The organism is Nocardioides sp. LMS-CY (assembly GCF_018732145.1).
Classification (GTDB): domain Bacteria; phylum Actinomycetota; class Actinomycetes; order Propionibacteriales; family Nocardioidaceae; genus Nocardioides; species Nocardioides soli.
The window spans coordinates 766,304-788,121 of sequence record NZ_CP076104.1; the positions used below are offsets into that span (position 1 = coordinate 766,304).

General features: G+C 73.2%; 15 protein-coding genes. 13 read left to right on the forward strand and 2 right to left on the reverse strand.

From position 1 onward, the window contains the following. The 3 genes from KM427_RS03705 to KM427_RS03715 are packed head-to-tail and all read left to right on the forward strand — an operon-like array spanning window position 1 to window position 7,536. Window positions 1–2,886, forward strand: coding sequence for a CDP-glycerol glycerophosphotransferase family protein (locus KM427_RS03705; RefSeq protein WP_215526298.1), 2,886 nt, complete (start codon window positions 1–3; stop codon window positions 2,884–2,886). A gap of 10 nt (window positions 2,887–2,896) precedes the next feature. Beyond that, window positions 2,897–6,484 carry a bifunctional glycosyltransferase/CDP-glycerol:glycerophosphate glycerophosphotransferase gene (locus tag KM427_RS03710; protein ID WP_215526299.1) on the forward strand — a complete coding sequence of 1,196 codons (3,588 nt, stop codon included), beginning with the start codon at window positions 2,897–2,899 and terminating at the stop codon, window positions 6,482–6,484. Continuing rightward, window positions 6,481–7,536, forward strand: a complete 1,056-nt coding sequence (locus tag KM427_RS03715) for a sulfotransferase family protein (protein WP_215526300.1) — start codon at window positions 6,481–6,483, stop codon at window positions 7,534–7,536. The genes KM427_RS03710 and KM427_RS03715 overlap by 4 nt, the downstream gene beginning before the upstream one ends. A 408-nt stretch (window positions 7,537–7,944) precedes the next feature. Here the strand turns inward: KM427_RS03715 and KM427_RS03720 are convergent, their stop codons facing one another. Together KM427_RS03720 and KM427_RS03725 are read right to left on the reverse strand one after the other, a co-directional pair. Beyond that, on the reverse strand, window positions 7,945–8,865 hold the full coding sequence (locus KM427_RS03720) for a sulfotransferase family protein (protein ID WP_183592681.1): 921 nt from the start codon (window positions 8,863–8,865) through the stop codon (window positions 7,945–7,947). A gap of 32 nt (window positions 8,866–8,897) precedes the next feature. Continuing rightward, complete coding sequence (locus KM427_RS03725; protein WP_215526301.1) at window positions 8,898–10,325, reverse strand: bifunctional cytidylyltransferase/SDR family oxidoreductase; 1,428 nt, start codon at window positions 10,323–10,325, stop codon at window positions 8,898–8,900. Between the two features lie 135 nt (window positions 10,326–10,460). Here KM427_RS03725 and KM427_RS03730 point away from each other — a divergent pair, with 135 nt between their 5' ends. From KM427_RS03730 to KM427_RS03775, 10 genes are all read left to right on the forward strand, one after another. Continuing rightward, on the forward strand, window positions 10,461–11,576 hold the full coding sequence (locus KM427_RS03730; RefSeq protein ID WP_215526302.1) for a hypothetical protein: 1,116 nt from the start codon (window positions 10,461–10,463) through the stop codon (window positions 11,574–11,576). Continuing rightward, a complete protein-coding gene (locus tag KM427_RS03735) occupies window positions 11,569–13,251 on the forward strand; it encodes a class I SAM-dependent methyltransferase (RefSeq protein ID WP_215526303.1) in 1,683 nt (560 codons plus the stop codon). The genes KM427_RS03730 and KM427_RS03735 overlap by 8 nt, the downstream gene beginning before the upstream one ends. A gap of 176 nt (window positions 13,252–13,427) precedes the next feature. Beyond that, window positions 13,428–14,345 carry a Rossmann-like and DUF2520 domain-containing protein gene (locus KM427_RS03740; RefSeq protein ID WP_215526304.1) on the forward strand — a complete coding sequence of 306 codons (918 nt, stop codon included), beginning with the start codon at window positions 13,428–13,430 and terminating at the stop codon, window positions 14,343–14,345. Next, window positions 14,342–15,244 carry a pantoate--beta-alanine ligase gene (gene panC, locus KM427_RS03745; protein ID WP_215526305.1) on the forward strand — a complete coding sequence of 301 codons (903 nt, stop codon included), beginning with the start codon at window positions 14,342–14,344 and terminating at the stop codon, window positions 15,242–15,244. The genes KM427_RS03740 and panC overlap by 4 nt, the downstream gene beginning before the upstream one ends. Continuing rightward, window positions 15,244–15,663 carry an aspartate 1-decarboxylase gene (gene panD, locus KM427_RS03750; RefSeq protein ID WP_215526306.1) on the forward strand — a complete coding sequence of 140 codons (420 nt, stop codon included), beginning with the start codon at window positions 15,244–15,246 and terminating at the stop codon, window positions 15,661–15,663. The genes panC and panD overlap by 1 nt, the downstream gene beginning before the upstream one ends. Window positions 15,664–15,672: 9 nt before the next feature. Beyond that, window positions 15,673–17,331 carry an L-aspartate oxidase gene (locus tag KM427_RS03755; RefSeq protein ID WP_252275028.1) on the forward strand — a complete coding sequence of 553 codons (1,659 nt, stop codon included), beginning with the start codon at window positions 15,673–15,675 and terminating at the stop codon, window positions 17,329–17,331. Next, a complete protein-coding gene (gene nadC, locus KM427_RS03760; protein ID WP_215526307.1) occupies window positions 17,331–18,206 on the forward strand; it encodes a carboxylating nicotinate-nucleotide diphosphorylase in 876 nt (291 codons plus the stop codon). The genes KM427_RS03755 and nadC overlap by 1 nt, the downstream gene beginning before the upstream one ends. Next, complete coding sequence (locus tag KM427_RS03765) at window positions 18,206–18,982, forward strand: type III pantothenate kinase (RefSeq protein WP_183592689.1); 777 nt, start codon at window positions 18,206–18,208, stop codon at window positions 18,980–18,982. The genes nadC and KM427_RS03765 overlap by 1 nt, the downstream gene beginning before the upstream one ends. Window positions 18,983–19,096: 114 nt before the next feature. Next, window positions 19,097–20,182 (forward strand): class I SAM-dependent methyltransferase, encoded by a 1,086-nt coding sequence (locus KM427_RS03770; RefSeq protein WP_215526308.1) that lies wholly within the window; start codon window positions 19,097–19,099, stop codon window positions 20,180–20,182. Continuing rightward, window positions 20,175–21,743, forward strand: a complete 1,569-nt coding sequence (locus KM427_RS03775; protein WP_215526309.1) for a glycosyltransferase family 2 protein — start codon at window positions 20,175–20,177, stop codon at window positions 21,741–21,743. Before KM427_RS03770 ends, KM427_RS03775 begins: the two co-directional genes overlap by 8 nt. Window positions 21,744–21,818 lie beyond the last annotated feature (75 nt).

A 21,818-nucleotide genomic window follows, 5' to 3' on the forward strand; every position in this document is an offset into this window, starting at 1 on the left:
GTGCTGCCGGGCCGGGTCCGCCGGGCGCTCGGCTCGGCGCTCCGGTCGGCGGGCCGCCCGTCGGTCGACGTCGCCGTGGTGGTCGAGCCGATCGACCTGCCGCGACTCGGCGAGGCGCTCCGCTCGGTCGGCGCGCAGCACGGACCGACACCCGGCGTGCTGCTCGCTCCGGTCGCCGGCGCCGCCGTCCACGCGGGGCTGGGCCGGCTGCTCGACGAGCAGCCGACCTGGCAGCGGGCGGCGTCCGCCGCGCTGACGGCGTCCGCCGCCGACCTGGTGCTGTTGCTGCGCGGCTGCGACACGCTGGCCCCCGACGCGGTGCGGTCGGCCGTCGACCGGCTCGGTGGCGCCGGTGAGCCGGCCGCGCTTCCCCGACTGGAGCAGGCGGGCGAGCCGGAGCCCTGGCTGCGCCGTCTCCAGCACGCCGACGAGACCCTCGAGGTGCGGCTGGCCGGCGCGGTGGTGCGGCGCGCGGCCTGGGGCGGCCGGACGCTGACCGAGCACGACGACTGGCTGTGCTCGCCCACGCTCGCCGGCCTCGTCGCCGAGCACGGAGCGCCCGTCGCGCTGCCGGCGACGGGCGTGACCTGGTACCCCGACCACGGCACCCGCGCCTACGGCGCCACGCCCAGCCCGCTGCCCGGTCTCGGGCAGCGGCTGGAGCAGTGGTCCCGGGTCGAGGGCCGGCTCGGCGGGGACCCGCGACTGGCCGAGCGGTGGCGCCGCACGGTCGTGGGGTTCGAGCTGCCGCGGCTGCTCCAGGACGCCGAGCGCGCCGACGAGACGCAGTGGTCCGAGCTGCGGCGCGTGGCGGAGCGGGCCACCGCCGACGCAGGCTGGACCGCCGGCATCGGTGCCGCGGCGCGGGCCCTGGTCGCGCTCGCCGCCGCCGGCCGGCGCACCGATCTCGAGGCCGTCGCGGCCGAGCTGCTCGGGCTCGGCGACGACCTGCGCACCGAGCGCCGCGGCGGCGACGTGCTCGCCGTCTGGCCGGTCCCGGGACTGGCCGGCGAGGTGCGCCGGCTCGACGAGAGCGAGACGGCACCGATCGCGCGGGTGGTCCGCACCGGTGCCGGGCGCACCGACCTGTGGCTCGGCGTCCCCGGCGTGGACCTGGCCGACCCCGCGACCGTCGTCGAGGTCCGCGACGCCCGCGGCGCCGCGCTCCCGGTGACCGTGCTCGACCCCGGCGAGGCGACCCGTTGGTGGGACCGTCGGTTCCAGGCGGCGGTCGCGGTGCGGGTGGAGGTGTCCGGTCCGGCCGGGCTCGAGGTGACGGTGCGGGCCGGCGAGCTGACCCGCACCGCCCGGGTCGACGTCCCCGCGGCCGTCGCCCCGAGCCCCGGCCCGGTCACCGTCGCCGGCCTCGACGTCGTCGACGACGGGCTCCTGCTCACCGCGACCGGACGCGTCGACGACCTCCGGGTGCTGCGCCGCGGCGACGTGCCGATCCCGGTGCCGGTGCGCCGTGACGGTGACCGGGTGGCCGTCGCGCTGGAGACCGACGTCCTCGGCCGCGCGACCGCGCTGCCGCCGGGCAGCTACCGGATCGTCGCCGGCGAGGCGAACGTCGCCGTGACCGGCGACCTGCGCGCGCGGCTCCCGGCCGAACACCGCACTGCCAGCCACCGGGTGCGCGCGCACCTCGGGCCGCGTGGCGGCCTCGTGGTCGAGCTCGGCCCACCGCTCGCCGACGACGAGGCCGGTCGCCGTGCCCAGGAGCGGCTCCAGGCGGCGTACCGCCTCGACGACCGCCCGCTCGACCCTGGCCTCGTCTACTTCGAGAGCTACGCCGGCCGCACCGCCACCGACAGTCCGCGGGCGATCTTCGAGGAGCTGCGCGGCCGACGTCGCGATCTGCGCCTGGTCTGGGGGGTCGCGGACGCCGGGCAGCGGGCGCCCGACGGCGCCGAGCAGGTGCTGCTGCGCAGCCGGCAGTGGTACGACGTGCTCGCCCGGGCGCGGGCGCTCGTGGTCAACACCGACACGGACGCGTGGTTCCGCCGGCGGCCGGACCAGTACCTCCTGCAGACCTTCCACGGCTACCCGTCGAAGGCGATGGGCGCCAGCCAGTGGCAGGCCCAGCACTACCCGCCGGCGAAGGTCCGCGAGCTGCGGGCCCGGGGTGTCGACACCTGGAGCGCGATCCTCACCCCGACCCCGGAGATGACCCGCCTCTACCGCGAGCAGTACTCCTACGCCGGCCCGGCCCTCGAGCACGGCTACCCCCGCGACGACGCCCTGGTCGGGCCCGACGCCGCCGACCGGCGCGCCGCGGCCCGGCACCTGCTCGGCATCCGCGCCGACCAGACCGCGGTCCTCTACGCGCCCACCTGGCGCGAGCACCTGGCCTTCCGGCCGCGCGGCGCACGGATGACCGAGCACCTCGATCTCGCCCGGGCGGCCGCCGCGCTCGGCGACCGCTTCGTGCTGCTGCTGCGCGGGCACCGTTTCCACACGCCCGCCCCGGTCGAGGTCGGCGGGGCCCGGGTGGTCGACGTGACGGCGTACCCCGAGGTCAACGACCTGATCCTGGCGGCCGACGCCAGCGTCCTCGACTACTCCTCGATGCGCTTCGACGTGGCGCTCACCGGTCGGCCGATGGTCTTCCTGGTGCCGGACCTCGACGACTACGCCCGCGGCAGCCGCCGCTTCCTCTTCCCCTTCGAGGAGTCGGCGCCCGGACCGCTGGTCGTCGACACCGGGGGCGTCGTCGAGCAGCTCCTCGACCCGAGCCTCGCCGAGCGCTGGGCGGGCCCGATCGCGGAGTTCAACGCCCGCTGGAACCCGTTCCAGGACGGGCGCTCGTCGGTGCGGGTCGTCGACGCGCTGACGGAGGTGCTGGCCAGGGAGGCGGATGCGGGACGGCGTGGACCCAGCCGTTAGGTTGGTCGCCGTGAGCCGCCTCGCTGCCCGTCGCCACCAGGCGACCGTGCTCGCCCGCCGGGTCGCGCGCCGGGCCGCCCGCACCCGCCTCGGCCGCCGGATCCGTCCCCCTCGGGTGAGCGTGATCGTGCCGTTCTACAACGTCGAGAGCTACATCGCGGAGTGCCTCGACAGCATCGTGACCCAGGAGTTCACCGACTTCGAGGTGCTGCTCGTCGATGACGGCTCGCCCGACGGCTCCCGGGCGATCGCGGAGCGGTACGCCGCCCGCGACGCCCGGTTCCGCATCGTCACCCGTGAGAACGGCGGCCTCGGCGCGGCCCGCAACACCGGCGTACGCGCCGCGCGCGGCCGCTTCCTCACCTTCGTCGACTCCGACGACAAGCTCACCCCGGGGGCGCTGCGCCGGCTCCACGACAGCGCCGTACGAACCGGATCGGACATCGTCGCCGGTGCCGTGGACCGCTTCAACGTCGCGAAGGACTGGTGGCCCACCTGGGTGCCCGAGGTCCACGACGACGTGCGCGAGCGGGTCACGATCGAGCAGTACCCCGCGCTGCTGCGCAACCTCTACACCTGGAACAAGCTGTTCCGGCGCGACTTCTGGGACGCCCAGGGCCTGTGGTTCCGCGAGGGCGTCGCCTACGAGGACCAGCCGATCGTCACCCAGCTGCTGGCCCGCGCGGCGGCCATCGACGTGATCCCCGACCACGTCTACCGCTACCGCGCCCGCGACGACCTGAGCTCGATCAGCCAGCAGACCGCCAGCATCAAGGACCTCCGCGACCGGATCGCCGCCTGGCGGACCAGCCGCGACGTACTGACCCGGGAGCTCACCCCCGAGCTCTACGACGAGTGGCGGCTCACCCTCTTCCAGGTCCACTTCCACTGGTACCTCACCAGCCCCGGCACCGTCGACGACGACTACTGGAGCGAGCTGGTCGCCGCCGTCCGCGAGCTCGCCGAGGGCGCGCCCGAGTGGGTGTGGGACCAGACGCTCCCCAACCGCCGGCTGCTGGTCGAGCTCGCGATCCAGGACCGCCGCGCGGACCTCCAGGAGCTGGTCCGCCGCAAGGTGCAGAACCTCCCGCCGTGGCCGGCGCGGCTGCGCGACGACGGCGTCCTGCTCGAGCTGCCGCTGCTCGGCGACCCCGCTCTGCCGGACGAGCTCTTCGTGATCCACCCCGACCAGCTCCAGCTCTGGCACCACGTCGAGAACTTCCACTGGGAGACCGACGCCGACGGCCAGGTCGTCGCGCGGATCACCGGCCGCGCCTACCTGGGCAAGGTCGACCTCTCGAGCCACGAGCAGCGCGTCGCCGTCGTGCTCCGCGACGACCAGACCGGTGAGGAGCACGTCAGCTGGTCGACCGAGACGCCGGAGTCGTCGTTCGAGCCGCCGATGGAAGACGCCTGGTGCGACTACAACCCCGGCCTCTTCGGCGTGCGGGTGCCGATCGGCCGGCTCGCGACCGCCGCGAGGCACGGCTCCTCGTGGACCGTGCAGCTGCGCATCGAGGTCGGCGGCCTCAGCGTCACCCGGCCCGTGCAGCGGATGCTGCGCAGCGGCGCGGCCGGTCTGGTGCCCGCCGTGCTGCTGACCGGCGGTGGCCGGCTGCTCCCGGAGTGGCAGGTCAACCGGGTGCTGCGGCTCACCGTCGACCGGACCGCCGCCGTCGTGCGCGACGTCGAGCTCGACGGACGGACCCTGCGCGGCACCGTCGTCGACACCTCCGGAGTCACCGCGATCGTCCTCAACGACGGCAACGACCGGGCGGTCGCCCCGGTGGGGGCCGACGGCGGCTTCCAGGTCACGCTGCCGCGCGTGCCGGCTCCCAAGCCCGGCGCCGCGGTCGAGTGGCGGCTGGTCGCCCAGCGCTCCGCGCAGTCCGGCGAGGACGCCGGTCGCAGCGACGTCGTACCGACCGACGACACCTACGCCTACCCGGCCGGGGTCGCGCTGGCGGTCGACGTACGCCGCGACGCCGCGCTGATCGTCCGCGAGTTCGGCGCGGGCGTGCGCGTCGACACCGCCGAGCTCGGGGCCGACGGGGTGCTGCGCGTCTCCGGCCGCGTCGTGGGCCGGTCGGCCAGCAGCCTGCGGATCCGGGCCCGCAGCAAGCGGAGCCGCGCCGTCGGCGAGTTCTTCCCGGTGACCGCGGGCCGGTTCACCGCGGAGCTGGAGCTGCGTCACCAGGTCTACCGCTTCGGCCGGTGGCCGCTGCCGCTGGGCGACCACGACCTGGCCGCCGACCTGACCGTCGCCAACGGCGACGTCGTGCGGGTGCCGATGCAGGTGTCGCGCCGGCTCAACGACGCGCTCCCGGCACCGGTGCGCACCGAGCAGATCGAGGGCCGGGTCGTGCGCGGCCCCGACTCGGTCGTACGGGTCTCGATCCTGCGCCCGATCGGCGACGGCCGCGGCACCTACCGGCAGAACCGGCTGCGCTCCGCGCCGCCGCGCACCCGGCTCACCCGCGGCCTGCTGCTGCGGTCGTACTTCGGCGAGCTGGCCACCGACAACGGCCTCTCGATCCAGCGCGAGCTGCGGCGCCGCGGCTCCGACCTGCCCGTCTACTGGGCCGTGCACGACCACTCGGTGGTGATCCCCGAGGGCAGCATCCCGGTCGTCGTGAACAGCCCGCAGTGGTACGAGCTGGTGCAGTCGGCGACCTACTACGTCGACAACATGTACCAGCCGGAGTGGCACCGCAAGCCCGACGGCCAGGTGCTCGTGCAGACCTTCCACGGCTACCCGTTCAAGCAGATGGGGCACACCCACTGGCGCAACGTGCAGTTCTCCCAGGCGCGCATCGACTCCTACGACGAGCGCGCCCGGCAGTGGGACTACCTGATCTCGCCGGCGCGCTACGCCACCCCGCTGCTGCGGCGCGACTTCGCCTACGACGGCGAGGTCCTCGAGATCGGCTACCCGCGCAACGACGTCCTCCGGTCGTCGCTCGCTGAGCCGATCCGCGAGGCGACCCGGGCGGCACTCGGCATCGAGCCGCACCAGAAGGCGGTCCTCTACGCCCCGACGTTCCGCGACTACCTGTCGGTCGACGACAACAGCGCGTGGTGGCCGGACTTCCTCGACTTCGAGCGGGCCGCCGCCGCGCTCGGTCCCGACTACGTGATCCTGATCCGCGGCCACGCGTTCAACGCGCGCTCCGAGCACCGGCTCGGCTCGCTGCGCGGCTGCATCGACGTCACCGACTACCCGGAGATCTCCGACCTCTACCTGGCGGCCGACGCCGGCGTCGTGGACTACTCCTCGCTGCGCTTCGACTTCGGCGTCACCGGCAAGCCGATGGTCTTCCAGGTGCCCGACCTGCAGCGGTACCAGGACACCCGCGGCTGGCTGTTCGACTTCGAGCCGACCGCGCCCGGCCCGCTGGTCGCGACGACCGACGAGGTCATCGACCAGCTGCGCGACCTCGACCGGCTGCGCGCCGAGCACGCCACGGCGTACGAGAAGTTCCGTGCCGACTTCCTCGACCTCGAGGACGGTCGCGCCGGCGCCCGCTTCGTCGACGCGGTGATGGTGCCGCGCGGCGACGCGCCGCCGGACCCCGGCCCCGAGAAGGAGACCCGATGAAGCTGCTGATCCTGATCACCGGGACCGGCCGGAGCGGCACCAGCACGATGTCGGGCACGCTGCACCACCTCGGCCTGTTCGTGCCGGGGCCCTACCTCGGCGCCAACGAGTCGAACCCGAAGGGCTTCTTCGAGTCGAAGTGGGCGGTGCGCTTCCACAAGCAGGTCACCGATGCGGCCGGCATCCACGAGTTCGACAGCCGACCGACGGCGTTCGGCCGCGTGCAGGAATCGATCACCGACGACCAGCGCCGGCGCCTGGTCGCCTTCCTCGCCGAGCAGGCCGAGCAGAGCGACCAGGTCGTGGTGAAGGACCCGCGCACGGTGTGGACCCAGGAGCTGTGGCGCTGGGCCGCCGCGGAGGCCGGGCTCGAGCTGCGCTGCATCTCGATGCTGCGGCACCCGGCCGAGGTGGTCGGCAGCCGCGCGACGTACTACGCCAACCCCGACGACGAGGTGGCCCGCCGGCGCTACGAGACGTTCAACGTCGCCCGCTGGGTCAACAACTCGATCGTCAACGAGCGCGAGACCCGGGCGCTGCCGCGGGCGTTCGTGCGCTACACCGACCTGCTCACCGACTGGCGGCCGGTGCTCGCCGGGCTCGGTACCGACCTGGGCCTGACCTACGACGTCGACGTCACCACCGACGCTCCCAGCCCGGTCGACGAGTTCATCGATCCCGACCTGCGCCGGCACCGGGTCACCTGGGACGACCTCGAGGTGCCCGCCGACCTCCAGGACGTCGCGCAGCGGATCTGGGACGACCTCGACGTGCTCGCGAACAGCCACGGCGTCGACGCCAGCGCGTCCGCCGACCTCGACGCCCTGTCGGCCCGCTACGACCGGCTGCTCGCCGACGCGACCGCCGTCAGCCACGACGCGATCGAGGAGGTGCGCCGCGAGGCCCGTGCCGCCGGTGCCCGCGAGGCCCGCAAGGAGGCCGGCGCCACCGCGCCCGCGACCGTCGCCGACCGCCGGGTGGGTGAGACCGGCAGCAAGGACCTGCTCCGGGTCGTGGCCGGCCGGATGCGCTCGAAGCTGCACCGCGGCTGAGCCGGCCCCGGTTGGGCGATTCTCGGCGCCCTTCCGGCGGCGCCAGGATGGGCGCGCGTCCTCCGTCGTCAAGGGGTTCGCTTCGCCGCTTCGCGCCCCTTGACGACTCCTCCCGCGCGCCCGTTCGGCGCCTGTCGGAAGGACGCCGACCTGTGGTCTGGATCCGGGTCGCTCCGGGGGGCGGTGTCTCATCAAGGGATGAGGTCGACCTCGCGCTTCCCTGGCCGAGTTCGCCCAGGGGAGCGTGGTTTGGCCGTCATCCCTTGATGAAGCTGCGGCGGGCGGTGACATGGGGGGCGGGAGGGGCGGCTGCTCGCGGCCGCGGCGGCCGCGGCGACCATTTCGGCGCAATTGCACCGCTATGACACCGCGCCCGACAGCGGCCAGGCGGTAACGGCGAGGCCCGCCTCAGCCCTCCAGTCCGAGCTTGCCCACCAGTTTGTCGCGGAAGTCGGAGACCGACAGCCTGCCGTCGAGCACCTTCACCGTCGACCAGCCGCTGAGGTCGAGGCCGGAGAGCTCGGCGAAGCGGGCCAGGTCGTCGGCGTACACGTCGACGAGCCGCTGGATGTGCTCGACGGTCGGCGCCGCGCCGTCGTTGCTGGTCGGGGTCTGGTTGCGGTGCAGGCGCTCGGGGTACTTCTCGAAGCGCGGCAGCGAGAGGTGGTCGGTGAGCCGGTCGAGCACGCCCTCGGGGTCGGTCGCGATCTCGCGCAGGTCGAGCAGCAGCCACTGCTCGCGCGGGAAGAGGTCGAGGCCGCGCTCGAGCTGCTGGCCGTAGAGCCCGCGGGTGTAGAGCGAGCGGCGGCGCAGCTCGTAGGGGCTGACGCCGGCGGGGATGTCCAGGGGGAGTCGGGGGTCGGCCCACCGCTCGATGGTCTCGGGCACGTCCGGGAACTCCGGGTCGCGCGAGCGCTGCATCGACCACTGGGAGAAGGCGCGCTCCACCGGGTCGCGGAAGGTGGCGATCAGCGGCAGGTCGGCGTCGTAGCGCCGCATCCGCTCCAGGGCGTGCGGCCAGAAGAGGTACTCCGGCGTCGCGTCGCCGGCCATCGTCGGCTCGGCGCTGCGGGCCGGGCGCACGTAGTCGGAGTAGTCCGGCTGCTCCCAGTCGAGATGCTCCATCATGAACAGGCGCATCTCCTTCTCGGGTCCGCGCGCGATCAGCGGGTGGGCGGCCAGCATCATGTAGATCGTGCTGGTCGCGGCCTTCTGCACGCCGACGATCGAGAAGTTGACCGGCACCCGGTGGGGCGCCTTCTCCAGGGCCGCCAGCCGTCGGAGACGGCGGTTCTGTACGGCGTTGGGGTGGAGTCGTTCGGAGCTCATCAGTCCTTCTTGCAGGAGTGGTTCGTGCCGGCTCAGCCGACGCCGGTGATGTCGGCGGCCGCGGCGGCGAGGGGGTCGTCCTTGCGGACGTCGTAGATGTGCCCGGTCTGCGGGCTGAGCAGCACGTCGAGCGAGGTCCGGGCGACGGTGAAGGAGTCGAGCAGCGAGCCGGGCGGCTCCTGGCCGAAGGCCTTCGTGCGCATCGGGGTGGCGGTCCGCTCGGGGTTGATGCAGTTGGCGCGCACCCCGTCGGCGGCCCACTCGTCGGCGAGCGCCTGGGTGAGGTTCACGGTGGCGGCCTTGGCCGAGGAGTAGAGGCTGTAGCCACTGCGGCCGCGGGTGTAGGAGCTCGACGTGAACAGCAGCAGCGAGCCCTTGGTCTCGCGCAGCAGCGGGAAGAAGACCTGGGCGATGAACACCGGCGCGAGGTAGTTGACCTCGGTGGCGTTGTAGATCGTCTCCTCGGTCGTGTCGACCAGCTCGCCGCGCGGCAGCACGCCGGCGGTGTTGACGACGTAGTCGACGCGGCCGGTCTTCTCGAGCACCTGACGCGCCGCCTCGGCGATGTCGGTCCGGCGCTCGACGTGGGTGCCGGTGCTGGACCGGCTGAACGTGAACACGTCGGCGCCCAGCCTGGTCGCGAGCTCCGCGATGTCGGCGCCGATGCCGTAGCTGCCGCCGAAGACGACCATCGTCCGGCCCGCCAGCGCGTCGCGGTAGGCGCCCTCGTCGCCCGGCGAGGGCAGGTCGTTGCTGGTCAGCTGGAAGAGCTTGTCGGCGAGGTAGACGTCGATCGGCTCGGTGACCTTCATGTTGCGGTCGTCGCCGTTGACCACCCAGATCGGGTGGTCGGGCAGGTAGCGGAGCACCACCGTGCAGTCGTCGGTGGCGACGAAGTTCGGGTCGCGGCCGGCCTCGACGTACGCCGCCTTGATCACCCCCGACCGGAATGCCTGCGGGGTCTGGCCGCGGCGCAGCGCCGCGCGCGGCGGGATCTCGCGGATGGTGTTCTCGTCGCCGACCTCGATGATCGTGTCGGCCGAGGGGATGGCGACGTCGACCGCGGGGTAGGAGTCGAGCGCCTCGAAGCACTCCTGGATGATCCGGGCCGAGACGAACGGTCGCACGGCGTCGTGGAGAAGTACGTAGCAGTCGTCGTCGCCGAGGGCGTCCAGCGCGCGCAGCGTCGTGTCGTTGCGGGTCTCGCCGCCCTCGAGGATCTGGCCGACCTTGTCGTAGCCGCCCTTCGCGACGATCGCGCGGACCGCGTCGAGGTGGCCCGGCGTCATCATGATCACGATCTCGTCGACCATCGGGTGCTCGTGCAGCGCGATCAGCGAGTGCTCGAGGATCGTGCGGCCCGCGACCTTGAGCAGCTGCTTGGGGATCTCGAGTCCGATCCGGGCCCCGACGCCTCCGGCGAGCAGGACCGCGACGCGACGCTGACGGCTCGAATCCATGCCGGATAGTGTCGCAGACGGGCCGTGGTGGGCCCGTGGTGCCCGTGCGGGCCGCCGCGCCCACCTCCGTTACAGTGCCACCCGGACTGAACGGGCCGCGTGGCACCGTCGGACGACGCCCGGGAGGTGTGGCACGTGAGCGATGGCGTGGACCTGCTCCTGCCCGCAGGCACCCGTCTCGTCCACATCGGGCCGCACAAGACCGGCAGCACCGCGGTGCAGGTGGCCTTCCACGAGGCCCGCGAGCAGCTGTCCGCCCACGGCGTCCACTACGCCGGCGCCGGACGTCGGCCGCGGCTCGCCGGCTGGTCGATCGGCCTGGCCGGCAAGAAGTACGGCGTGGCGCGCCCGCCGATCCAGCACTGGGAGGGTTTGGTCGCCGAGGTCGAGGCGGCCGGCGACCAGCGGGTCTGCATCTCCAACGAGGACTTCGGGCGGGCCACCAAGGAGCAGCGACAGCGGATCGTCGACGAGCTCGGCGGTGACCGCGTGCACGTGGTGGCCGTCGCCCGGCGCCTCGACTCCTATCTGCCCTCGCAGTGGCAGGAGCGGGTGAAGGCCGGCGTGACGCTCTCCTGGGAGGAGTGGCTGCGGATCGTCCTCGACCGCGACGCCGACGAGCGCCACTACGAGCGCATGAACGTCTGGCGCGCCCACGACGTCGGCCGCCTGCTGCGCAACTGGAGCGAGGTCGTCGGGCCGGAGCGGATCACCCTGATCGTCAACGACGGCGCGGACCGCACCCTGCTGCCCCGCACCTTCGAGCGTCTGCTCGGACTGCCCGAGGGGCTGCTCGCCCCCGACCCGTCGCAGTCGAACCCGAGCCTGTCGTGGGCCGAGGTCGAGCTGGTGCGGGCGGCCCACCGCGCCTTCGAGGACCTCGGGGTCGACCGCCGCGAGCGCGACCCGTGGACCGCCGCCGGCCTGGTCCGCCACCTCCAGGGTGTCGATCTGCCGCGGGCCACGCCGACGACCCCGCCGTTCCCGGAGTGGGCGGCCGAGCAGGTGCGCGAGATCGGCGCCGAGCGGGCCCGAGCGGTGCGCGAGTCCGCGGTCCGGGTGATCGGGTCGCCCGACGCCCTGCTGGCGCGCGAGCCGCTGCCGGTCGGCCCGGTCGACGTACCGCCCGCGCTGCCGCAGGCCGCCGTCGCCGTCGCCGTGCAGGCGCTGGTGCGGGCAACCGTCGAGCGACTCCCCGACCTGCTCAAGGACGACACCACGCCGAACCACGAGGAGCATCGAGATGCGTGACCTGCTCCGGCGTGGCCGGGCTCGCGGGCCCGAGGCACCGGCCGCCGTCGGGATGGTCGAGGAGTTCTCCCACGAGCAGGTGCTCGGCTGGGTCTCCGTGCCCGCCGCGGCGGCGCCGACCCGGGTCGACCTCTTCCTCGGACCGCTCAAGGTGAGCTCGACGTACGCCACGGCCGACGGCGCGATGTCGCAGGCGTCGGCGAAGAAGCGCACCAAGACGCCGTCGCTGCGCCCGCCGCGCGGCGACCGCCGCAACAGCCGGGCCCAGATCCGCACGTTCTCGTTCAAGATCCACAGCCTCTGGACCTACGCCAAGCGCGGCTCGCGCCTCCGGGTCGAGGTGGACGGCCGGCCGCTGCCGATCCACGGGCACGGCATGTTCGTGAAGGCGCCTCACAGCGGCGAGCACGACCCGAAGCTGCTGGAGGAGCGGCTCGGGTCGGGCTGGGTGCTGGCGCGCACCGGCATGGTGCAGCTGTCCAAGCAGCTCAACACCGAGTGGCAGGCGGCCGTCATGGACCTCTACACCGCGGTCCGCACGATCGTGCGGGAGGAGCACGGCTACGACCTGTTCCTCACGTTCGGCACCCTCCTCGGCGCGGTCCGCGAGGGCGGCTACATCGGGCACGACAACGACTTCGACGTCGCCTACGTCTCGCGGGCGCGCACCGGCCCGGAGGCGGCCGCGGAGCTGGTGGCTCTCGGACGCACCCTGCTCGACCGCGGCTACCGCGTCGAGGCGATGAGCTCGTGCCTCCACATCGTCGACGCGGAGCGGTCCAAGTACCGCATCGACATCTTCCACACCTACCTCGACGCCGACGGCGAGCTGCGACACCCGTTCGGGTACGCCGGCACCACCCCGGTCACCGAGCGCGAGTGGCAGGGCACCCGCGAGATCGACTTCTCCGGCGGCCGCGCCCTGGTGCCCGTGCGCGCCGAGGAGCTGCTCGCCGCGCTGTACGGCGACGACTGGCGTCAGCCCAAGACCGGCTTCGACTGGAAGATCGAGCGGCGCGGCGAGGACGAGGCCGGACAGCTCACCCCCGCCCAGCGCACCACCGTCTACTGGGCCGACTACTACGCGCACAACGGCCACACCGAGGGCTCGTCGTTCGCGCAGTTCGTGCAGGACCGCCCCGACGCCCCCGGCACGGTCGTCGACATCGGCTGCGGCGACGGGCGCGACTCCTTCTACTTCGGCTCGGTCGGCCGCACGGTCGTCGCGCTGGACCGCTCCGACGTCGGCGTCGCCCATGCCCGCGACCGCGCTCTCGGCGCCGGGCTCGGTGACCGGATGACCTTCGAGGTCTGCGACCTCGGCGACGCGGCCGGTCTCGGCGAGGTCCTCGACCGGGTCGACGGCCCGGTGCTCTACTACACCCGCTTCGTGCTGCACGCGATCACCGAGGACGTGCAGCAGACCCTGCTCGACGTCCTCGGCGCCAAGGCCGCGCCCGGCGACGTGCTTGCGGCGGAGTTCCGCACCGACAAGGACGCCAAGCTCCAGAAGGCGCACCCCAAGCACTACCGCCGCTACCAGAGCGCCGGGGAGTTCCTGGCCGACCTGCGCCGGCGCGGCTGGGAGATCGTCTACGAGGTCGAGTCCGACGGACTCGCCCCGTGGGGCACCGAGGACCCGGTGCTCTGCCGCGTGATCGCCCGCCGCGTCTGACCCCGGTCCGTGTGACCCACCCCACGGGTCACGCCGGTTTCCGGGTCGTGGGCCGCGGCGTACGCTCACAGCGTCAGCATCCACCTGGATCATTGAACAACGTCCGGTACCCACCCCGGCCCGCACGGACCTCGGTCCGGCGGGTGGTCGGCGGGACTGGAACGAAAGGTTCTCTCATGACGCACCACTCCGGGGAGACCGCGCTGCGCGTGGGCGTGGTCGGCGCGGGTCGGGTCGGCGCCGTGCTCGCGGCCGCGCTGGGCGCCGCGGGCCACCACATCGTGGCCGCCGCCGGTGAGTCCGACGCCTCCCGCGCCCGCATCGCCGACCTGCTGCCGGGGGTCGCGACGCGGAAGCCGACCGCCGTGGCGCGCGACTGCGACCTGCTGCTGCTGACGGTCCCCGACGACATGCTCGGCAACGTCGTCACCACGCTCAGCGACGCCGGCGCCATCCGGCTCGGACAATACGTCGTGCACACCTCCGGCCGGCACGGCCTCGACGTGCTGGCGCCCGCGGCCGCCGTCGGCGCGCGGGTCGCCGCGATGCACCCCGCGATGACGTTCACCGGCACCGCCGTCGACCTCGACCGCCTGCCCGGAACCGTCTTCGGCCTCACCGCCGGCCCCGACGAGCGCCTGTTCGTCGAGGCGCTGGTGGCCGACCTCCTCGGACGCCCCACCTGGGTGCCCGAGGAGATGCGCACGCTGTACCACGCCGGCCTCGCACACGGCGCCAACCACCTCGTCACGCTCGTCACCCAGGCGATGGAGCTGCTCGCCGCCGCCGGCTCCGACGACCCCGCCGGCACGCTCCGCCCGCTGCTGACCGCCGCGCTCGACAACGCCCTCGAGCAGGGCGACGCCGCGCTGACCGGGCCGATCGTCCGCGGCGACGTCAACACCGTGCGCGCCCATCTCGCCGAGATCCGCGCCAACGCGCCGCTCACGCTGACCTCGTACGTCGCGCTGGCCCGCGCCACCCTGGGCCGGGCCGTGACCGACGGCCGGGTGCTGCCGATCCGCGCCGCCGCGATCACCCGGGTGCTCGACGAGGCGGAGCGCGCTGCCGCGCGCACGCCGACCCACCGATGACGACTCCCACCCTCGCGTCCACGCGCGCCGAGCTCGCGAGCCTGCTCGCGGACTCCCGCGCGGGCGGTCGGCCCGTCGGCTTCGTGCCGACCATGGGCGCGCTGCACGAGGGCCACGCCAGCCTGATCCGCGCCGCGCGGGAGCGGGTGGCCCGAGATGGCGAGACGGGGCCGGTCGTCGTCTCGATCTTCGTGAACCCGCTCCAGTTCGGGGCCGGCGAGGACCTCGACCGCTATCCCCGCACGCTCGCCGCCGACCTCGAGGTGTGCGCCCGCGAGGGCGTCGACATCGTCTTCGCGCCGAGCGTCGAGGAGGTCTACCCCGGCGGCGCCCCGCAGGTCGTCGTCGAGCCCGGCCCGGTGGCCGACCTGCTCGAGGGGCGGACCCGGCCCGGCCACTTCCGCGGCGTGCTCACCGTCGTCGCGAAGCTGTTCGGGCTGGTGCGCCCCGACGTCGCCGTCTTCGGCCAGAAGGACTACCAGCAGCTGGTGCTGGTGCGCCGGATGGTGCTCGACCTGAACATGGGCGTCGAGGTCGTCGGTGCCCCGACCGTCCGCGAGGCCGACGGGCTCGCGCTGTCCAGCCGCAACCGCTACCTCGACGCCGAGCAGCGGGACGCCGCGACCGCGCTCAGCCGGCTGCTCCGGGTCGCGCAGCACGCCGCGGAGTACGGCCCGGCCAGCGCCCTGGCCGCCGCCCGCGCCGAGCTGCGCGCCGCCCAGGGCGTGGACCTCGACTACCTGGTGGTCACCGACCCCGACCTGGGCGAGCTGCCGCCCCACGTACCTCCCGGGACCGAGGCCCGGATCCTGGTGGCCGCCCGCGTCGGCACCACCCGGCTGATCGACAACCTGCCGCTCGTGATCGGACGGGTGGCCGCAACCGAGGAGGAGTCCTGATGCTCCGCACGATGATGAAGAGCAAGATCCACCGCGCCACGGTGACCCAGGCCGACCTGCACTACGTTGGCTCGGTCACCGTCGACGAGGACCTGCTCGACGCGGCCGACCTGCTGCCCGGTGAGCTCGTGCACATCGTCGACATCACCAACGGCGCCCGGCTCGAGACCTACACGATCGCGGGGGAGCGCGGCTCCGGGGTGATCGGCATCAACGGCGCGGCGGCCCGCCTCGTGCACCCCGGCGACCTGGTCATCCTGATCGGCTACGGCCAGATGGAGACCGCCGAGGCCAAGGAGCACCAGCCGCACGTGGTCTTCGTCGACGCCGACAACCGGATCCTGGCGACCGGCTTCGACCCGGCCGAGGCGGTCGACGGCTCGGGCCTGACGCGCGGCGACCGACTCGCCAACCGGTAGCCTTCGCCAGTGCCCACCGCCCCCGTCCGACGTGTGCCCGGGCGCCTGCTCGCCCCGGCACCCGGCTGGACCACCACCGCCGACGTCGTCGTCGTCGGCTCCGGTATCGCGGGGCTGACGGCCGCACTGCGACTGCGGGGACAGGTCGGGAAGATCCTGGTCGTCACCAAGGACGTGCTCGCGGCCGGCTCGACCCAGTGGGCCCAGGGTGGCATCGCCGCGGCGCTCGGCCCGGGGGACACGCCCGCCGAGCACCTCGTCGACACCCTGGTCGCCGGGGCCGGCGCCTGCGACCGCGACGCGGTCGAGGTGCTGGTGACCGAGGGGCCGGACGCCGTACGCGAGCTGATCGCCCTGGGCACCAACTTCGACCACGACCCGAACGGCGAGCTCTCGCTGACCCGCGAGGGCGGCCACCACCGCGACCGGATCGCCCACGCCGGCGGCGACGCCACGGGCGCCGAGATCCAGCGGGCGCTGATCGCCGCGATCGCGCAGACTCCGGAGATCGAGGTCATCCAGCACGCGCTCGCCGTCGACCTCCTGCTCGCCGACGACGGCGGGGTCGCGGGCCTCACGCTGCACGTGATGGGCGAGGGCCAGCGCGACGGCGTCGGGGCCGTGCTGTGCCGCGCGGTCGTGCTCGCCAGCGGCGGCCTCGGCCAGGTCTTCGCCCAGACGACCAACCCGTCGGTCTCGACCGGCGACGGCATGGCGGTGGCGCTGCGCGCCGGCGCGGTGCTGCGCGACCTGGAGTTCGTGCAGTTCCACCCGACGGTGATGTACCTCGGCGCCGACTCGCGCGGCCAGCAGCCGCTGATCTCCGAGGCGGTGCGCGGCGAGGGCGGCTTCCTCGTCGACTGGGACGGCGACCGCCTCATGCAGGGCGTCCACGAGCTCGGCGACCTGGCCCCGCGCGACGTCGTCGCGAAGGCGATCACCCGCCGCATGGACGAGACCGGCAAGCCGCACCTGTGGCTCGACGCCCGGCACCTGGGCCGCGCCTTCTGGGAGCGGCGGTTCCCGACGATCCTCGCGACCTGCCGCCGCCACGGCGTCGACCCGGTCACCGACCTGATCCCGGTCGCCCCGGCCTGCCACTACGCCTCCGGCGGGGTGCGCACCGACCTGTGGGGACGCAGCAACGTCCCGGGCCTCTACGCCACCGGCGAGGTCGCCTGCTCCGGCGTCCACGGCGCCAACCGGCTCGCCTCCAACTCCCTGCTCGAGGGGCTGGTCTTCTCGCGGCGGATCGCGACCGTGCTGCCCGAGGAGCTGCGCCCGCTGCGGCCGCCCGCGCCCGACACCCGCACGGCCGGCCTGGTGCCGGGCGAGGTGCGCCGGGAGCTCCAGGAGGTGATGACCGCGCGCGCCGGGGTGCTGCGCAGCGCCGACGGGCTCGCCGACGGGCTCGGCCACCTCGACAAGCTCGCCGGCGTCGCGGCCGAGAGCGTCGACCAGGAGTCCTGGGAGACCACCAACCTGCTCACGATCAGCACCGCGCTCGCCGACGCCGCCGCGCTGCGCGAGGAGACCCGCGGGTCGCACTGGCGGGAGGACTTCCCCGAGCGCGACGACGCCCGTTTCGCCGGCCACCTCGACGTCGTGATGCGCGACGGCGCGAGCACGCTGGCCTTCACCCCGGCCCCAGCCACGGACGGAGCCTGATGCCCACCCCGTACGACGACGAGCTGCGCGCCGCCGGACTCGACCCCGACGCGGTGCTCGCCCAGATCCGCGCCGCACTGGCCGAGGACCTGCCCGGGGACGACGTCACGAGCGTCGCCACGATCTCGACCGAGGCCCGGGGGAGCGGCGTCTTCGCCGCCCGCGAGGCCGGTGTGGTCGCGGGCCTGGGCGTCGCCGCGCTGGTCTTCCACGAGGTCATGGGCGACACCGTCGAGGTCACCGACCGGGTCGCCGACGGCACCCGGGTGGTGCCGGGCGACGTCGTCATGCGCGTGTCCGGCCCGACCCGCGGGCTGCTCACCGCCGAGCGCACCGCGCTCAACTACGCCAGCCACCTCTCGGGCGTCGCGACCGCCACCTCGCACTGGGTCGACGCGCTCGCCGGCACCCGCGCCCGGGTGCTCGACACCCGCAAGACACTGCCGACCTTCCGCGCGTTGCAGAAGTACGCCGTGCGCTGCGGCGGCGGCGTCAACCACCGGTTCAGCCTCAGCGACCGGGCGATGGTGAAGGACAACCACGTGGTCGCGGCCGGCGGCGTGGTGCCGGCGTACGACGCGGTGCGGGCGGCGTACCCGGACCTGCGGGTCGAGGTCGAGGTCACCGACCTCGACGAGCTGCGCGAGCTGCTCGAGGCGGGCTGCACCGAGATCCTGCTCGACAACATGGACTCCGCGACGATGGCCGAGGCGGTGCGCATCGCCGGGGGCCGGGCGACGCTCGAGGCCTCCGGGGGCCTGACGATCGAGCGGGCCCGGGAGGTCGCCGAGACCGGCGTCGACTTCATCTCGGTCGGCGCGCTCACCCACTCGGTCAAGGTCTTCGACCTCGGGCTCGACCTGTCGGAGGGTTGATGGCGCTGCTCGCGGCCGACATCGGCAACAGCCACACGGTGCTGGGGCTGGTCGACGACGGGCAGGTCCGCGCCGACTGGCGGGTCGCCACGGAGGAGCGGCGTACCTCCGACGAGTGGGCGGTGCTGCTGCGCGGGCTGCTGGCGGACGCCCCTGCCGGCGACGTCGACGGCATCGCGGTCTGCGCGACGGTGCCCGCGGTGCTGCACGAGTGGCGGGAGATGCTGGCCCGACACTTCGCCGGGGTGCCCACGGTCGTGGTCGAGCCCGGCGTCCGCACCGGCATCCCCGTGCTGATGGACAACCCGCGCGAGGTCGGCAGCGACCGCATCATGAACGCCCTCGCGGCCGCCCGCGACTACGGCGGCCCCGCGATCGTGGTCGACTTCCGCGGCACGGCGACGACGTTCGAGGTCGTCAACGAGCAGGACCAGTACGTCGGCGGCGCGATCGCGCCGGGCATCGAGATCTCCCTGGAGGCACTGGGCCGCCGGGGCGCGCAGCTGCGCAAGGTCGAGCTCGCCCGGCCCCGGTCGGTGATCGCCAGGAACACCGTCGAGGCGCTGCAGTCGGGGATGGTCTTCGGCGTGGCCAGCCAGGTCGAGGGCATCGTCGGCCGGATGATCGAGGAGCTCGGCGCGCCCGTCGAGGACGTCACCGTGATCGCGACCGGCTATCTCGCGCCCCTGGTCGTCGACGACTGCCGGTGCTTCACCGCGCACGATCCCTGGCTGACCCTGCGCGGGCTCGAGCTGGTCTTCGCCCGCAACCGGTGACCCGCCGGTGGCTCCGGTAGACTGCCGCGCGATCGGCCGGGGGGATCATCGTGGAGCGCCCCGAGAAGAAGACGAAGCGGAGACGGCGTGGCGCGATACGACACCCATGTGGACATGGCCAACCGGAACGTGAGCCATACCCAGATCGTCGAACTCGTCGGCACCCACAAGCGCGTGCTCGATGTCGGCTGCGCCACCGGCTACGTCGCGAGCGGTCTCGCGGCGCGCAACTGCAAGGTCTGGGGCGTCGACATCGACGCGGAGGCCGCTGAGCAGGCGCGGCCGCTCCTCGAGGAGCTGGTCATCGCCGACCTCGAGACCGAGCCCCTCACCGACCACTTCGACAAGGGCAGTTTCGACGCCGTCGTCTTCGGCGACGTCCTCGAGCACCTGGTCGACCCGGTCCGGGCGCTGCGCGACGCCGTGTCCCTCCTGGCCGAGGGCGGTCGCATCGTCGTCTCGATCCCCAACGTCACCCACGGCTCGCTGCGGCTGGCGCTGCTCCGTGGGCAGTGGACCTACACCCAGGTCGGCCTCCTCGACGAGACGCACGTGCGCTTCTTCGACCGCGCCGGCGTCGCCAAGCTCTTCGCCAGCGCCGGCCTGACCATCGAGCACCTCCGGGGCGTGACCATCGACCCGCTGTCGAGCGAGGTCGACGTCCGCCCCGACGAGCTGCCGCCCGGCTTCATCGAGTGGGTGCGCGACCAGCCGGACTCGTTCGTCTACCAGTTCGTGACGAGCGCCCACCCGACCCAGCCCGAGGACACCGCGGAGCTGCCCGAGCTGGTGCCGGTGATCCCGGTTCAGGAGATCCGCGAGTCCGACGAGTACGCGCGTCGCTACCAAGAGGAGCTCGAGACCCTCCAGCACACCCGCAACCTCGCCGAGATCAGCACTGCACAGGCGGCGCAGCTGCGTCGTGAGCTGCTGAACGTGCGCGATCACATCCTGGGGCTGGAAGCCGAGGCCGCAAGCGGCCGCAAGCGGGTCGCCCAGGCGAATCGTCAGCGTGAGATCGCCGAGCGGAGGCTCAAGGAGCGGACCAAGAAGCTCGCGAACACCCGGCGCCGGATCAAGGCGCTGCGCCGTAGGCTCCGGCTGGCCCGCCGAGCGGAGCGGGAGCTGCGCGCCTCCCGCACCTGGCGAGCTGGTCGGGTCGTGACCAGCCCCGGCCGAATCTTCCGCCGCGGTGCCTGACGTGGATGCGCCGTACTTCTCGATCCTGACCCCCGTGTACAACCCGGGGCTCGACGTGCTGCGGGAGATGATCGACTCCGTGCTCGCGCAGTCGTTCGCCGACTGGGAGCTCGTGCTCGTCGACGACCTGTCCCCGGAGCAGGAGGTGCGCACGGTCCTTCGCGACGCAGCGGCCGCCGACAGTCGGATCAGGGTGGTCGAGCGGGCGACCAACGGCGGGATCTGTGCCGCGTCCAACGACGCGGTTGACGCGGCGCGAGGCGAGTTCTTCGCGCTGCTCGACCATGATGATCTGCTGACCCCCGACGCGCTCGAGGTGATGCACGCCGCCATCCACTCCGAGGCGGACGTCGACTACCTCTACTCCGACGAGGACAAGATCGACGAGGACGGCAACCACTTCTCGCTGTTCCGTAAGCCGCCGTGGTCGCCGGAGCGGTTCCGCGCACAGATGTACACCTGCCATCTCTCCGTGCTGCGGGCTTCCTTGGTCCGGGAGGTCGGTGCCTTCCGGCTCGGCTTCGACGGCTCGCAGGATCACGACCTCGTGCTGCGGGTCACCGAGCGGGCCCGCCGCGTCGTGCACGTCCCCGAGGTGCTCTACCACTGGCGGGCGATCGCCAGTTCGACCGCCTCCGCGGCGGAGGCGAAGCCGTACGCCGTCGACGCCCGCCTGCGTGCGGTTCGAGACCACATCGAACGCACGGGGCTCAAGGCGACGTCCTACCTCGAGCCGCGTACCGGCTCGGTGCTCCTCAGGCGCGAGCTGCCCCCGGACGAGCTGGTCAGCATCGTCATTCCGACGCGGGGGACCGTGCGCCGGGCGTGGGGTCGGGACCGCGCGCTCGTCGTCGAAGCCGTCCGCTCCGTGTTGGAGAAGGGCGGACACGACAATCTCGAGTTCGTCGTGGTGCACGACGACTCGACGCCCGAATGGGTGCTCACCCAACTGCTCGAACTCGCAGGTGAGCGCCTGAAGCTGCTGCCGTACCACAACGATTTCAACTTCAGCGAGAAGTGCAACCTCGGTGCGCTCGCGGCCTCCGGCGACCTGCTGGTGATACTCAACGACGACGTCGAGCTGATCAGTGAGAACTTCCTGCCCGACCTCGTCGGCCCGGTCCTGGAGGAGGGCGTCGGCCTCACCGGGGCCAACCTGCGCTTCGCGGACACGACGGCACAGCACGTCGGCCTGGTGTTCAAGAAGCGCTGGCCGATCCACGTCTTCTCGCGGTCCGCGTTCGACGACCCGGGTCACTTCGCCGCGCTGGTCATCAATCGCGAGGTGTCGGCGGTCACGGGTGCCTGCATCGCCGTCACCAGGGAGACCTACGAGCGCGTCGGGGGAATGACGGAAACTCTGCCCGTCAACTTCAACGACGTCGACTTCTCGCTCAAGGTGGCGCACATCGGCCTGCGAATTGTCTGGATTTCGACCGCCAAGGCGTTCCACTTCGAGTCGCAGACGCGCGTGGCACAGGTGGATGCCTGGGAGCGGGACCTGCTCACTCGCCGCTGGGAGATGCCGGTGGTCGACCCTTACCTGCCGGATCTGTCATGACCGAACCGGAGACTCCCGGGGCGTCCGCGACCGCGTCACGGGGTCGAAGTGATGGTCGGTCGGACGCTGCGAGGA

Bases quoted from the DNA above. Each gene is read 5' to 3' on its own strand.
- KM427_RS03765 (WP_183592689.1), top strand. From the start codon at position 18,206: ATGGCGCTGCTCGCGGCCGACATCGGCAACAGCCACACGGTGCTGGGG.
- panD (WP_215526306.1), top strand. From the start codon at position 15,244: ATGCTCCGCACGATGATGAAGAGCAAGATCCACCGCGCCACGGTGACC.
- KM427_RS03735 (WP_215526303.1), top strand. From the start codon at position 11,569: ATGCGTGACCTGCTCCGGCGTGGCCGGGCTCGCGGGCCCGAGGCACCG.
- panC (WP_215526305.1), top strand. From the start codon at position 14,342: ATGACGACTCCCACCCTCGCGTCCACGCGCGCCGAGCTCGCGAGCCTG.
- KM427_RS03770 (WP_215526308.1), top strand. From the start codon at position 19,097: ATGGCCAACCGGAACGTGAGCCATACCCAGATCGTCGAACTCGTCGGC.
- KM427_RS03740 (WP_215526304.1), top strand. From the start codon at position 13,428: ATGACGCACCACTCCGGGGAGACCGCGCTGCGCGTGGGCGTGGTCGGC.
- nadC (WP_215526307.1), top strand. From the start codon at position 17,331: ATGCCCACCCCGTACGACGACGAGCTGCGCGCCGCCGGACTCGACCCC.
- KM427_RS03720 (WP_183592681.1), bottom strand. From the start codon at position 8,865: ATGAGCTCCGAACGACTCCACCCCAACGCCGTACAGAACCGCCGTCTC.
- KM427_RS03725 (WP_215526301.1), bottom strand. From the start codon at position 10,325: ATGGATTCGAGCCGTCAGCGTCGCGTCGCGGTCCTGCTCGCCGGAGGC.
- KM427_RS03715 (WP_215526300.1), top strand. From the start codon at position 6,481: ATGAAGCTGCTGATCCTGATCACCGGGACCGGCCGGAGCGGCACCAGC.